At 32.6% G+C, this 15,260-nt stretch carries 15 protein-coding genes and 1 pseudogene; all 16 read left to right on the top strand.

Annotated features, from left to right (window positions below; translation table 11 throughout):
- Positions 1–277 (top strand): IS3 family transposase (locus BUB34_RS11665; protein WP_143153385.1); only part of this gene is annotated, 277 nt, incomplete at its 5' end.
- 448 nt (positions 278–725) lie between these two features.
- Positions 726–887 carry a hypothetical protein gene (locus BUB34_RS13290; protein ID WP_159430063.1) on the top strand — a complete coding sequence of 54 codons (162 nt, stop codon included), beginning with the start codon at positions 726–728 and terminating at the stop codon, positions 885–887.
- Positions 888–1,585: 698 nt separating this feature from the next.
- Positions 1,586–2,446, top strand: a complete 861-nt coding sequence (locus tag BUB34_RS11670) for a transglutaminase-like domain-containing protein (protein ID WP_242948884.1) — start codon at positions 1,586–1,588, stop codon at positions 2,444–2,446.
- A gap of 163 nt (positions 2,447–2,609) precedes the next feature.
- A complete protein-coding gene (locus tag BUB34_RS11675; protein ID WP_073127504.1) occupies positions 2,610–3,209 on the top strand; it encodes a uracil-DNA glycosylase family protein in 600 nt (199 codons plus the stop codon).
- A gap of 541 nt (positions 3,210–3,750) precedes the next feature.
- On the top strand, positions 3,751–4,767 hold the full coding sequence (locus BUB34_RS11680) for a hypothetical protein (protein WP_073127506.1): 1,017 nt from the start codon (positions 3,751–3,753) through the stop codon (positions 4,765–4,767).
- Complete coding sequence (locus BUB34_RS11685; RefSeq protein ID WP_073127508.1) at positions 4,751–4,942, top strand: hypothetical protein; 192 nt, start codon at positions 4,751–4,753, stop codon at positions 4,940–4,942. The genes BUB34_RS11680 and BUB34_RS11685 overlap by 17 nt, the downstream gene beginning before the upstream one ends.
- A 333-nt stretch (positions 4,943–5,275) precedes the next feature.
- Positions 5,276–5,620: a hypothetical protein gene (locus BUB34_RS11690; protein WP_073127510.1), complete on the top strand. Its 345-nt coding sequence runs from the start codon at positions 5,276–5,278 to the stop codon at positions 5,618–5,620.
- 23 nt (positions 5,621–5,643) lie between these two features.
- A complete protein-coding gene (locus BUB34_RS11695; protein ID WP_073127512.1) occupies positions 5,644–6,027 on the top strand; it encodes a PH domain-containing protein in 384 nt (127 codons plus the stop codon).
- A 720-nt stretch (positions 6,028–6,747) separates the two neighbouring features.
- A complete protein-coding gene (locus BUB34_RS11700; RefSeq protein WP_073127514.1) occupies positions 6,748–7,683 on the top strand; it encodes an ABC transporter permease in 936 nt (311 codons plus the stop codon).
- A gap of 12 nt (positions 7,684–7,695) precedes the next feature.
- Entirely contained in the window at positions 7,696–8,649 is a 954-nt protein-coding gene (locus BUB34_RS11705; RefSeq protein ID WP_084120393.1) for an ABC transporter permease, read from the top strand.
- A gap of 11 nt (positions 8,650–8,660) precedes the next feature.
- Entirely contained in the window at positions 8,661–9,695 is a 1,035-nt protein-coding gene (locus BUB34_RS11710; protein ID WP_073127517.1) for an ABC transporter ATP-binding protein, read from the top strand.
- Entirely contained in the window at positions 9,695–10,663 is a 969-nt protein-coding gene (locus tag BUB34_RS11715) for an ABC transporter ATP-binding protein (protein WP_073127519.1), read from the top strand. Before BUB34_RS11710 ends, BUB34_RS11715 begins: the two co-directional genes overlap by 1 nt.
- A gap of 162 nt (positions 10,664–10,825) precedes the next feature.
- Positions 10,826–12,502 (top strand): peptide ABC transporter substrate-binding protein, encoded by a 1,677-nt coding sequence (locus BUB34_RS11720; protein WP_073127521.1) that lies wholly within the window; start codon positions 10,826–10,828, stop codon positions 12,500–12,502.
- A gap of 96 nt (positions 12,503–12,598) precedes the next feature.
- Positions 12,599–13,714 carry an amidohydrolase family protein gene (locus tag BUB34_RS11725; RefSeq protein WP_073127523.1) on the top strand — a complete coding sequence of 372 codons (1,116 nt, stop codon included), beginning with the start codon at positions 12,599–12,601 and terminating at the stop codon, positions 13,712–13,714.
- On the top strand, positions 13,714–14,865 hold the full coding sequence (locus tag BUB34_RS11730) for an amidohydrolase family protein (RefSeq protein WP_200787932.1): 1,152 nt from the start codon (positions 13,714–13,716) through the stop codon (positions 14,863–14,865). The genes BUB34_RS11725 and BUB34_RS11730 overlap by 1 nt, the downstream gene beginning before the upstream one ends.
- Before the next feature lie 209 nt (positions 14,866–15,074).
- A pseudogene (locus tag BUB34_RS11735) lies at positions 15,075–15,260 on the top strand (ISL3 family transposase); the annotation flags it as partial.

Raw genomic sequence — 15,260 nt, forward strand, 5'->3', positions numbered from 1 at the left:
TCAATACACTAGTTCTGAGTTCAGCAACTATACATTAAAAAATAAAATAATTCAGTCTTTTAGTAAAAAGGGGTGTCCTTATGACAATGCCTGTATAGAATCTTTTCATGCCATTTTAAAGAAAGAAGAAGTTTATAGGGTTAAGTATTTTGATTTTGAGTCTGCAAAACTAAGGTTATTTGAATATATAGAAGGTTGGTACAATAGAAAAAGAATTCATGGAAGTATTGGTTTCATATCACCAGAACAGTGCGAAAAAATAGCTAGAGCAAGTTAAAAATTCAATTATTTGTGTCTAAAATATTGACATAGATCCATGATTTTAAAAAAATATCAAAAGAAACCTATAGAATCTCTACTCTGTACTGTGATTATGAGATACAGAGATATTCACACAGAAGAAGTACAGCGCACACTTGCAAAATTTCGTTTAGCAGTAATTAGATATATTAATAAGTAGAACAAGTATGGTGTGGATGCTTGATAATCATGGTGATTTAGTTAGTACATTTACTGATGAAATGCTAGAAGATTTAAGAGATACTGTGCTTAATAAATCACCTAGAGATTTCGGCTATTTATCGTAATTATAAGACTAAAGAAGAATTATTTAATGAATTAGTAGAATATTCCATTAATGGAATTAAAGGAGTCTCAGATTTATTTAAGTAGGATGATTCACCAAAAAAATATTCAAACAATTTGTTGATGTAGTGTATAAAGATATGGTGGATGGAGACGAGTTAGCGAGTCTATTAATTCTTATGACACAATCAATTTTATCAGGAGCAACTAATCACATGGAAAACGAAATTAAAAAACAAGATGCCGAAATGTTAAATGCCACTTCAAATATTATTAAAAGAGGGCAAGAAATCGGTGGATAAGGAGTAGCATTTCGAATAATTAAATATATCTTTGATAATACTCCTTATAGCGAGTATGTTATTGAAGAAGTTGCTGATACAAATATCCCTGCAATGAATTTATATAAAAAAATAGGATTTAAAGAATATAAGCGTAGTAGGATACCGCAAGAAGATTCCAAGAAAATTGGAATAAATTATTTAATTTCTTTGAAATTAAGAAAGTACTAATCAATTATAGGTCTAAGAGTAAAGACAATGCTTGAGGGCAAAAATCCTAATGTATCAATATTTGCAAATTTGATATGTCTAAATTGGCTCTAATTGATGCATTAGCATTTGGTTTTACTTGTAATTATTATAGTGTTGTTGGTGAACAAAATTGAAATTTACAATAGTTTCTTAATTGATTATCGATATATTCTATGGTTGACGATGATTTTATGCATAATGATTTTTTCGTAATAAATTTGTGATATAATTTGGGAGAAAAAACATAAATTTAAGGGGGAATTACTATGAAACGAAAAATTTCAGTAATAGTACTTGGGGTAGTTATGTCCTTGTCACTTCTTGCAGGTTGTACAAAAACTACACCTTCCGAAAGTGATGGAGATACTAAGACAACGACTGAGGTAGAAAAGAAGGTAGTCAATGGAACTGTAACTTATAATGTGGATCTAACTAAGTACGAAAAAGGTAAGAAAGTTCGCCTATGGTTGCCCGTAGCACAGACTAATGAAGAACAAACAGTGGAAGATGTTAAGTATGATGCAGCTGGAGCAAAGGCTTCCTTAGAAAAAGACAAGGAAGGAAATCAGATGCTTTATGTAGAATGGGATGAAAATGCAGATCCTGCTACTCGTAAAGTAACTTGTTCCTTCGCAGCTACGAGATCAGAAGTTTTAAGACCTGAACTTAAGGAATCTGGAACAATTCCTGAAGATATGGATGAATACTTAAAGTCATCCAAGATGGTAGTTACTGATGGTAATATGAAGAAATTAGCCGATGAAATTACCAAGGATAAGAATACCGTATTGGAAAAGTCTAGAGCCATCTATGATTGGGTTATCGCTAACATGAACCGTGATGAATCCGTAATCGGTTGTGGTATTGGTGATGTAGAAAAATTATTAGTAACTAAGGGTGGTAAGTGTACTGACATTAACTCCGTATTCATTGGATTATGTCGTGCAGCTGGTATCCCAGCACGTGAAATGTTCGGTGTTCGCATGAATGATGATGATATTACTAAGAATCAGCACTGCTGGTCTCAATTCTATCTTCCAGGAACTGGTTGGGTTAATGCAGATCCAGCTGACGTTCTTAAGGCTGCATTAAAGAACAATTGGGACAAGGATTCTAAGGAAACTAAGGATCTACAAGAATACTTCTGGGGAAGCATGGATGCACAAAGAGTTGAATTATCCAGAGGTCGTGATCTAGTTCTTGCACCTGCACAAGCTGGCGAACCTCTAAATAACTTCGGCTATCCTTATGCAGAAGTAGATGATAAGCCTATTGATTACTATGAAGCTAGTAACTTTGTCTATACTATTTCCTTTGCTAAGAAGTAGTAAATAGGTTGGTTAAAAAAAGTTAATAATTTAAAGGAGGGAGATGTTGCAAAAATAGGAAACTAGTCAAGCAACAACTCCTTTTTTGGGTGTATAATACTTTGAAATATATGGGCAAGATATATTTAAAATGCTACTAAAAAATTAAATAGGAGTGTATAAGATGACAATTTTTGAGGAGATTAAACAAGAAATAATGTCTGATTCAATGAATAGTTCTTATACAATAAGAGGAATTCCGCCTTTATTTAAAGCTTCTAAAGATGCTCGTATTGCCATAGTTGGCCAAGCGCCAGGGCGCAAAGCAGAAGAAACTCGTTTATTTTGGAATGATTTGAGTGGTGACCGTCTACGAGAATGGATGGGAATATCAAAAGAAAAGTTTTATGAGACTGATCGTATCGCTCAACTACCGATGGATTTCTATTATCCAGGGAAAGCGAAAACTGGTGATATACCACCACGAAAAGGATTTGCAGAAAAATGGCATCCACTATTACTAAAAGAGATGCCACATATTGAAACTATAATTCTTATCGGAAGTTATTCACAAAAATATTATTTAGGTAAACGATGTGGAAAAAACTTAACTGAAACAGTGAGGAATTTTAAAGAATATTTACCAGAATATTTACCAATGGTTCATCCTTCACCGTTAAACCAAGGCTGGTTAAAACGAAACGAATGGTTTGAAAGTGATGTTTTACCTATTTTGAAAGTAATAGTGAATAATAGTTTAACAAGCACTATAAAATATATCTAAATAGCGGTTGTGGCCGCTATAGAATTTTTGATGGAAAGCATAAGGTATGTGCAGTAGTACGAGTTTTAAAAAAGGAGCTAGCCCACTATATTTAGCAAGAATAACAGATATAGTAAAATTATGTGATCTAAGAAGTTACGATATAGAAGGCTAAAGAGAAATGATATTATTTTCATACAACTATTATTAAATAATATTGCTATAGAGTATAAAAATTATTCTAAGGCACAAATTAATTTATACTATACCTTGCAGAAATGCAGGATATTTTTGTTGCAAAAACTGCATTTGTCTATTAGGTGGTGTAATTGAAATTTACAAAAAATTGTAGTACAATAAGTTATCCTAATTGTGAAATTAGTTGAAAGCAAACCGCAAAGGAACAGAGGGTGTGCGGCTGTATACAAATGGAATACAGTTATGCTAATTTTCTTATATTTGTGAATAAGGATAGAAAACTTTTGAAGATATTATTGTAAATGATGATTCGCAAAATTTACAATTTATATTATAGAATTCAGTATAAAAGGTAGGTGTGCATATGGATGACACAATTTATATTTCTCCAGATGATATTGGTATAGTTGATGTTTCAGACTATTGTACTGATGTAGATGGATATTTTTCTTCTGTACCCGAAGTTGCTAAACCTTTGCTTAAAAGTGCAAAGGTCACATTAAATAAAATTGAAAAGATGCTCTATTCTGCACCAGCGTTTATAAATACAGTAAAGGCGAGTATTCCGGATGAAACAATTCAGGCTATTTTGACAGATGATCAGAAGTCTCAAATAGCTCAAGGAGTTCTGAAGCTGATGACAAAAAAAGATGGCTCATTAATGGCAAATCTTGTGAATCCGAAAACCAATAAAATAGTATCTACGGTTTCACTAAAGAGGGTAAAGGTTACACCAGAAATATCTCAGGCCATGACGAGTTACGCAACTCAAATGCAGATGGCTCAAATAGCAGAACAGATTCAACTTATACAGGTTGCAGTTGAAGAAGTAAGGCAAGGGCAAGAATATGATAGATTGGCTACAGCATATAGTTGTCAACAGAAATTATTGCAAGCAATGACAATAAAAAATCCAGAACTAAAAGTAATGGCTTTATTGAGGATTGCTTCCGATGCAGAAGATAGCAGAAATCTTTTAATGCAGAGTCAAAATGCTAATCTGACATTTATAAAGAATCAGCCGGAATCATTATGGGGAAAACTTATCTCTGGTGCTGCTCCAGAAAAAGTAAATTCGAGAATGAATGAAATTCGAGAAAGTCTGTGTGCAGTAAATATGGTATCGTTAACTGAGGCAATTGCTTATCAGGAAATGGGAGAAACTGAGGCAGCGCGGCTAAGCCTTCAGTATTATGCAGGGTATATACAAAAAACATACCTTGAAACTAAAGGATTGGTAGAGAGATTGGATTTAATAGACCCATCACCAGAGAATTATTGGTCTAAGACGCTACCAGATATAGAAAAGAAAATTAAGGCATTACCTTTTAATGAAGAACACAAACTTTTAGGAGGAGAAGAAGATGGAGAAAAAATGTAAAAATAAGAAGTGTCAAAGACTTCTCCCAGAAGGATATAAACATAAATATTGTGAAAATTGCAGAAATGAGCACGTTAAACGAATCAAGGATACAGGGAAAGCGGCATTAGGTGTGGTAGTTTTAGTTGGAGGTACAGCACTTACAATAGTAACAAAAGGGAAAAATAAATCCTAAAAAGTAATGATGCAATAAAGGTGTAAAGAACGGAGCTGACAACAGTAGAAGATATGAAACAAGTCCATGATTTTGCAGTGAACCTTTAAAACGGCTACACTGAAAAAGTTATTATTTTGTAATGTGATTAGGAAGATTTTCCTATATATTTAGCTTCAATTTGAAAGAAAGCTATATGAAATTTTCTTAAGGAGTAATCACATGCTTGAAAATTTTTATTATTATTTTATTGTTACAATAAAATTAAAAAGATGGGTCATGGATTATATCACAACAAAAATCAGTACATCAAATGAACAGAACTGTTAAATATTAAAAAAGGAAGTTGATAAAGTGCAGCGTATTTTAAAAAAATTACCTAAAAAAGCAAAATATAATATGTTTATAACGGATTTAATTTCAGCTATAGTAATTTTAGCTGTAGTATTCATAATAGGTATTTTCGTAAATTCATTTGGATTTACTCCAAAAGTCATCAAAGAAAATACAAATTATATTTTTTATATCATAATAGGCTGGATACTATTAGATATGATTCTTACTCAAGTAGTAGGATATAAGAGAATTAAATATTCAATTGATGAAAAAAGCGTAGAGGTATACAAGGGTATTTACTTTATAAGTTTGATCAAGTCTATGAGTATAAGGGTCATGAGTTTTGGAGGCATATTTTTTTAAGCACCTCAATAACGGCTATTTTAATGGGATGTGGATTATTTATACTCACTATATCCGATATCTTTGAGAGTTTTTCTATTATATCAATACTTTTATTGCTGATAACCTTTGGATATAATGCCATTAAAAATATTGCAAAATACTATGGCTATACTGTTAAATCTAATGAAAAATATATTTATTGGAATTATGGTTTGTTTGCTAATAAAGAATTTACAATAGCAAAAAAAGATATTAGGTCAATAGAGATGAATCAAAGTTTACTTGCCAGACTATTTAAGTGTTATAGCATAGACGTTAAAGTCGTAGGTGTTGGAAATAATAATGGTCCAGCTTGTATTACAACGGGATATTTTCCAAAAGAAAAAATTGAGTTATTGGTATCTGATTTAATAGATAAGTTGTGATGATAAAATAATAATTATGTAGTATGATAATACTCTAACCAAGTTGAATTAGAACAAATTGCTTAGAGCTTAGACTTATTAAATCACTCTCTTTATGTAGAAACATATAGAGGGTGATTTTTTATTATCATCAATGCTAAATACTATACAGACGAAATATAGTGGGCGTATAAGGATTAAGTATTTCACACATATTTTACCTTCAGTGGTTGTAGTTTAAAAGATAAAAAATATACAAATATTTTTAAAAGATTGAATAAAAAACGTTATTATTTATAGTATAGACATAATTTATTTGTTTTTATGATTAAATTATAACAAAGTATATGTAATTAATATAGATTTTTTTATTCATTTTTCTGAATTAACATCATAGGTATTTGCAAAATAAATATAAATTTTTCTGAATTGATCTTTATATATAATATATTATTATTCGGAATTAAATTTGTGAAATGTTTTTAGAGCTATTTTATTGATCCTATAATACATTGAAATTTCTAGGAAATTTAATTTATTTGGAGTATAGATTTTATCAAAAATATAGATATTTTACTGAGAAACTTGATGAATAAATGCTTTCAAAGGTATTGGGAAATATTCAAAAGTCAGAATAAAACAACAATTAAATTTTGGAATTGATTGACAATTTATAATAAAGTAGATATAATAATAACAAGATTTTACTAAATCTAAATAAGTTAAAAAGGGGGGATAAAGATGCTAAGGTTTATTGGAAAAAGATTAGCATATGCAGCAGTCACATTGTTTCTAATAACTACGGCTACATTTTTTTTAGTCGCAGGAGCTCCTGGTGATCCGATTGCGGCGAAGGTAGGTCAAATGCCTGAACAGGCGCAAGGGGTTATTCGAGAGAAATACGGATTGGATAAGCCAATATCTGAAAGATATACAATCTATATGAAGAAATTAATTACAACAGGAGACTTTGGAGAATCTATTATTTACACAGGAAAATCTGCAAATGATGTAATTAAAGAAAATGTATGGGTATCTGTTAAAATTGGTCTTATAGCAATAGCTCTTCAAATTACGATTGGGGTAGGGTTAGGTTTGGTCTCTGCATTAAACAGAGGAAAAGCAGTGGATCATACTATTAGATTTATGGTTGTATTGGCAATTTGTATACCAAGTTTTGTATTTGCAGCACTATTGCAATACTTCTTGGCATTTAAGTGGAAAGTAGCGCCTGTATTTGGTTGGGGAACATGGCAACATTATTTACTTCCGGTTGCAGCTTATGCACTAGGTGGAATAGCTTCGTATACGAAGTATATGAGAAGTAGTACTTTATCAGTAATAAGTGAGGATTACATCATTACAGCAAAAGCAAAAGGATGCAGTCCAGGTAGAACAGTTAGAAAACATATGCTTAGAAACTCAATGATACCGATTGTTACTATGATAGGGCCAGCTTTAGCAAGCGTTTTTGCAGGATCTTTTGTACTAGAGAAGATGTTCTCTATTCCAGGTCTAGGTTTTTATTATGTAAAGGCAGTTTCAGATAATGACTATACGATGGTAATTGGGTTAACAATATTCTTTGCAATATTATTTGTTGTAGCGCTAATTCTTGTTGATATATTATATGGAATTGTAGATCCACGTATAAGAGTTGCGAAAGGAAATAAATAAGAGGTGACGATGATGGAAAAGATTGAACAGAATGCTCTTTCTAAAGATACCGACTTAGATAATGATAATTTATTTAAAAGGATTGGAACTGAAGGACTATCGAATGAAGAAATCGCACGTAAGTCTGTTACATATTGGGCAGATGTATGGAGAAGGTTTAAGTCTAACAAAATGGCTATATTGGGTCTTATATTAATAGTGGGAATAGTACTTTTATTATTTCTAGGCCCATCAATAAAAGGATTAGACTATCAATTGATTGATGCTTCAAATAAGAATCTTGCACCAAATTCTCAACATTGGTTTGGAACTGATGATATGGGACGTGATTTATTCACTAGAGTATGTGTAGGTGGAAGAATATCAATTTACATGGGGTTAAGTTGTACATTAGTAATGTTTGTTATAGGTTCAGCATTAGGTGCATTAGCAGGTTTAAAGGGTGGTATAGTAGATGACCTTATAATGAGGTTGTGTGAATTAATAGGAAATTTACCATATTTAATTATAGTAGTGATTTTATCAATGATTATGGGGAGAAGTATGTTCTCTTTAATATTTGCAATGAGTCTTACGTCCTGGGTTGGTACAACACGAATGGTACGTGGACAGATTTTACAAATTAAAGAGCAGGATTATGTTCAAGCTGCAGAAGCGCTAGGTGCTTCAACAACTAGAATCATTATAAAACACTTACTACCAAATACATTAGGGATTATTATGGTTAGTGTCACGATGTCTATTCCTGGATTTATATTCAGTGAAGCATTCCTAAGTTATATTGGCTTAGGCGTTAGACCGCCAGAAACCAGTTGGGGAGCATTGGCTTCAGCTGGACAAATGCAATTGATGTTTTATCCATATCAATTATTCTTCCCTTGTTTACTAATTGTATTAACGATGTTATCATTTCATTTAATTGGAGACGGCTTATCAGATGCGCTAGATCCAAAGCTTAGAAAGTAGGGGGGATTATGATGGGTGAACAAATATTAGAAGTGAAAAACTTACATGTTTCCTTTAAGACATATGCTGGTAAATCGCACGCGGTAAGAGGAGTAGATTTTCACTTAAACAAAGGAGAAATACTAGCAATAGTAGGTGAATCAGGGTGTGGGAAAACTGTAACCTCAAAAGCAATCTTAGGTTTATTACCTAAGGAAAATACCACAATAGGTGGGAGTGAAAATTCAGAGATTTTATTTGGAGGAGAAGATCTTCTAAAAAAATCAGAGAAGGAAATGGCGAGTATTAGAGGAAGTAAGATTTCAATGATATTCCAAGATCCCATGACTTCGTTGAATCCAACTATGAAAATTGGAGATCAAATTATGGAGAGTATATTACTTCATAATAATATATCTAAAGAAGAAGCACATAAACGTGCAATAGAAATGTTAGAATTAGTTAAGATTCCAAATGCTACAGAAAGAATGAAACAATATCCATTTGAGTTTTCTGGTGGCATGAGACAAAGAGCTATGATAGCCATAGCACTTGCATGTAAACCAGAAGTATTAATAGCAGATGAACCTACAACTGCCCTTGATGTTACTATACAAGCTCAAATTATGGATTTGATTCAAGAACTACAAAAAGAGTTAAATATGGCAGTTATTCTTGTAACACATGACTTAGGTGTAGTAGCAAGTGTAGCTGATAGAATTCAGGTAATGTATGCAGGGAAGGTAGTTGAGCGTGGGACTGTAGATGAGATTTTTTACAAATCTACACATCCATACTCAAGAGCTCTATTAAAATCTGTACCTAAAATTACAAATATTCATAAAGAAACATTATATTCACTAAAAGGAACTCCTCCAGACTTGATTAATCCACCTAAAGGATGCTCATTTGCTCCACGTTGCGAGTATGGAATGATGATTTGCAGAGAACAGTATCCTAGAACTGAAGTTTTGAGTGAAACACAAGAAAGTTCTTGTTGGTTACATCATCCAAAGGCAGATAAGAGTGGATTACCTAAAAATATGATTCAAGAAGGTGAACTATAATGGCAGAAAAAGAAGTTTTAATAGAGGTGAAAAATCTAAAGAAACACTTTAAAGTAGGTAGAAATAAAACTTTAAAGGCAGTTGATGGTGTAAATTTTAAGATATATAAAGGAGAAACATTAGGGCTTGTAGGGGAGTCAGGATGTGGAAAAACTACATGTGGAAAGACTGTCATGGGGCTTTATGGAGCATCTGATGGAGAAGTTTTATTTGAAGGTGTAGATATACATAAGTTAGATAAAAAAGCTAGAAAAGACTTCACTAGAAAAGCACAGATTATATTCCAAGATCCATACTCATCTCTAAATCCTCGTATGACTGTAGAGGATATAATTGGAGAGGGTATAGATATACATGGATTATATAAAGGGAATAACCGTACTCAGAAGGTGCATGAGTTACTTGAGCTTGTAGGTTTAAACAAAGAGCATGCTCAACGTTTTCCCCATGAATTCTCTGGTGGTCAAAGACAACGTATAGGAATAGCAAGAGCACTTGCAATTGAACCAGAATTTATAGTGTGCGATGAGCCTATTTCAGCACTTGATGTATCAATACAAGCACAGGTTGTAAATCTACTTATTAAATTACAGGAAAAGAAGAATTTAACTTATTTATTTATAGCACACGATTTATCTATGGTAAAACATATATCAGACCGTGTAGCAGTAATGTATTTGGGGCATATTGTAGAGTTTGCAGAGAGTCATGAGTTGTACGAGAATCCTAAACATCCATATACAAGAGCGTTGATGTCTGCAATTCCAATTCCAGATCCAGAAGAAGAAAAAAACAAAACAAGAATACCGTTAGATGGTGAAATACCAAGTCCGATTAATCCAAAATCAGGCTGTAGATTTGTGACTAGATGCCAATATGCAACTGATTTATGCAAAACAGAAACACCTACACTAAAAGAGATAGGTGAAGAACATTTTGTTGCATGTCATAGGGTAGGAGAAATATAGAGTATCAAAGCAGTATAAGTATTATAATAGAACGTATTTAAAAATTACTTTCTATTAGATGGATATATCAGAAAGTAGTTTTTTAAATAAGCTATGGGGAAAGGCTATATTAATATAGCTTGGGAATCTAAAATATATTATATACGGAGGGGTCATTAATTTATGAAGATTAAAAAGAAATTACTATCGAGTCTATTGGTTATAACACTAGTTGCAACAGGTCTTGTAGGATGTAGTAGCACTAAAAAAGGTGATGGAGGATCAGGAGAACAAGTATTAAACTATTATTACAACAGTGTTGTAGTTGGATTAAACCCAATACTAAATACAACAGCACCAGATAACAATGCACATAACATGGTGTCAGAACCATTATTAAGAGATCGTGCTTTAGAGGGAAATAAGTCTGAAATTGTACCAGCAGCTGCAGCAGAATACGAAGTAAGTGAAGATGGAAAAACTTATACATTTAAGTTTACAGATGACAGAAAATGGAGTGATGGGGAAACTTTAAAAGCAAAAGATTTCGAATATACTTTAAAATTAATGGCAGATCCTAAAATAGCAGCTACAAATGCATGGCTATATGAAGGTATGATAACAGGATTTGAAGATGCATTATACAATGGTGCAAAACCTGAAGATATCGGTGTTAGTTGCCCAGATGAAAATACATTAGAAATAAAATTAGAACATCCAGCAACATATTTTCCAGAACTTGTAACCAATTTATATCCTGTAAGACAAGATAAATATGAAGAGTGGGGAAATGCATATGGAACAACTCCAGAAAAAACTCTTTACAGTGGACCATTCGCTGTTGAGAGTTGGAACCAAAATACAGAGATGGTATTAGTTAAAAATGATAAGTACTGGAGAGCTAATGATGTTAAGTTAGAAAAAATGAATTACAAAGTAATTCAAGAAGAAACAACTGCTGTTCAAGCATTTATGGGTAATGATTTAGATTATGTTTCTACTTCTGATCCTAACTGGTCTAAGCAAATACAAGAAAGTGGTTTAGCAGAAGAATTCTCAGTTCCTATAAATGCACCAGATTTCATAATGTTTAATAGTAATAATGAATTCTTAAAGAACACTAAGATTCGTCAAGCGTTATCAATGGCTATGGATCGTGAAGCTCTTAAAGAAACGGTATGGCATGGAAATGCAGTAGTTAATACATCTGTAATACCAGATACTATGAACATTGGGGAGAAATCTTATACAGAGTTAGTTGGTGGTAAAAACTATATAGTAGAACAACTTAAAAAAGACAATCCAGATCCAAAAGCTTTATTAATAGAAGGATTAAAGGAATTAGGTAAAGGTGAGGATCCATCTCAAGTAACTATCCGTTATGCGAGCCGTGGAACAAATGAAGTATCTAAAAAAATTGCTGAATTATTAAAACAACAGTGGGAAGAAACTTTAGGAATTAAAGTACAAATCGATATGATGGAATGGAATATAGTGTGGGAAAAAATCGACGCTGGCGACTACGATTTAGCTTCTGGTGGTTGGGGACCATATTATAATGAACCAAGTGGTATATTATCATTATTTGAACCAGAAAGTGGATACTTCAATGCTAAGAAAACTGGTTGGGACAATGAAGATTCAAAACAATTTAAAGAATTACTTGACAAAGCAAAAAATATAACTGATGAGCAAGAATTAGCTAACATATACCTTGAAGCAGAACAATTATTAGTTGGAACTGCAATGGTTGCGCCTCAATACCAAACAAAAACTAATTCTTATGTTAATAAGAGAGTAAAAGGATTATATGTATCTACTAATGGTAAGATTGACTGGGCAAACGTTTACATTAAATAACTAGTAAAGGATAAGTAGTAGAATACAATACTTAAAATAGGTTGGGAAGAGACGGTTTTGAAATCGTCTCTTGCTTTTTACGGGGGGAATGAAGAAATGTATCTGATAAAAAGTGGTACTGTACATATAGGAGATGGCTCTATACAAGAGAATACAGATATTCTAATAGAAGGTGACAAAATCATTGAAGTTGGAATTGGAATTGAAAGGCAGGATGCTAAGGTAATTGATGCAGCTAATATGCATGTATTTCCAGGATTTATTGATCCTCACTCATCTATTGGTGCTCTTGGTATGCCAACAAAAAATATGGATAATAGAGAAGTATCAAGTCCTGTTACTCCAGAGATGAATATACGTTATAGCATAGATCCTGATGAAGTAAATGCTCAAGAATTATATAAAAGTGGGGTTACATCACTGGGAATAACCCCTGATAATACTAATGTTATAGGTGGACAGATTACTGTATTTAAGACTGCTCCTATGAAGATTAAAAAACGTATTGTAAGAGAAAAAGTAGCTTTAAAATGTAGTGTAGAACAACCGGTAAAAGATGAATACGGTGAAAGAAAACAATTACCAATGACTCGTATGGGAATTTTCTATTTACTTGAAGAAACAATAAGAAAAGCTAAATCTATTAAAGAGGACGAGCTAAGTAAGAGTGATAGAATAATATTATCTGCTTTTGATAAAGGTGAATTACCAGTATTCTGTGCCGCTTGTACAAAGGGAGAGATTACAGGCTTATTACATTTACTAAATAATAAAAATATATCTTTAAATATAGTTGATGCGTTTGGATTTTCAGATTGTATAGATGAGATTAAGCAAACATCAGCTAATATTATTTTAGGTAATATAAATAACATGTCTCAACTAGCAAAACATAATATGGATTTATCAAAAGTTAATGAATTAATTCAAAATGGAAATCTTATAGCTTTTTCTAATACTAATGGTGGACGCTCTGAAGGACGTGAAGTATTTATATGGAATGGCATTGAAGTATATCGTGCAGGTGTAGAGGCAGAAGAAGTAGTAAAGATGATGTGTATAAACCCAGCTAAAATGCTAGGCGTAGATGATAAAATAGGTAGTATAGAAGTTGGAAAAGATGCAGATATATCTATTTTCACAGAGCACCCTGTTTCTTCTTATGCGGCTAAGGTTGTCAAAAGTATTGTAAATGGGGAGGTAATTATATAATGAAAGAGACTTTAATTAAAAATGGTATGTTATGTACTATGGTAGATAATGAAGCTACTTTTGAAGGAGATATATTACTTCGTGATGGCAAAATAGCTGAAATTGGTAAATCATTAAGCTGTGAAGCTGCAGAAATAATAGATGCTAAAGGACTATATGTAATGCCTGGATTAATAGATGCTCATACTCATATAGGAGTATTTGATTTTAATGATAGTGTTGGAGTAGATGATGCTAACGAGATGACATCTCCTAACACTGCTGCAGTTGATGTTAGATATGGAGTAAACCCACTTGCTAGGGAGTTTAAGGTATCTTATGAACATGGAATCACAACTCTTCTTATAACCCCAGGAAGTGGAAATGTATTCTGTGGACAAGCAATAGCTGCAAAATCATATGGAACAAACATTTTTGATATGACTATAAAAGCACCTTGTGCTGTAAAGATAGCACTAGGAGGAAACCCTAAGGGCACATATGGAAGTAGGTCAACCCTTCCTATGACAAGAATGGGAGTAGCTCATGTACTGTGGGATACATTTGAAAAAGCTAAGACTTATATGGAAAATAAAGAGTCTGGTAAAGAACAAGAATATGATGCTAATCTAGAAGCTATAGTACCAGCTTTAAAAGGTGATGTTCCATGTAAAATACATTGCACTCAATATGATATGATTACAGCTATAGAAGTTGCAAATGAATATAATCTAAAGTTTTCACTAGAACATGCATGGGGTGCAACAGATTATATAGACGAAATTGTTGAAAGTGGATGCGGTATTTGTTATGGTCCAATTGCAACTTATAGAGCTCCGGGGGAGAGACGTAAGGTTGATATTGAATCTGTAAAGATGTTGGACGATAAAGGTGTTAATGTAGCTATTATTACAGATTCACCTATTTTAAGTGAAGAATCACTTTATCATCATGTTGGAGAGGCAGTTAGGGAAGGACTTGACTACCAAAGAGCATGGAAGATGGTTACAATAAATCCAGCAAAAATGATGGGAGTCGATGAAAGAGTAGGAAGCTTAGAAAAAGGTAAGGATGCTGATGTTATATTAGTTAAGGGCAGACTGGGGCTAGACACAGATGCTAAAGTACTTTATACATTTGTTGATGGAAAGTTGGTATATAAGACTTCTTGATATGTTTTTGCGTCGTTTTGTAAAAAGTTGAAGGAATAAAAAATGGCTGTATAATATTTAGCGTTGATGGTAATAAAAAATCCATAATTGTCGTTAGACAAAAATGGACTAATTACTATCAGCGCTATTATTTTTTAAAAAAATAAAGAACACATGTCAAACTCGTTGTATAATTAAGTCACGACAACAAAAAAACAAGGAGGCTTAACATGTGTTCAAATAATATTATATCAAATATTCTAGGAGTTAGCGATAAAAATTTAGTATTTACAGGAGATGGAATTGAAAAAATAAGAGGTATTGAGTTTAAGGTATTAAACGCAGTGCTTACATATGTTCCAAAAGCATGCTCTAAATGCGGTTGCGTAAATGAAAATTATTCAGTAGTGAAAAAT

Source organism: Asaccharospora irregularis DSM 2635, assembly GCF_900129815.1.
Taxonomy (GTDB): domain Bacteria; phylum Bacillota; class Clostridia; order Peptostreptococcales; family Peptostreptococcaceae; genus Asaccharospora; species Asaccharospora irregularis.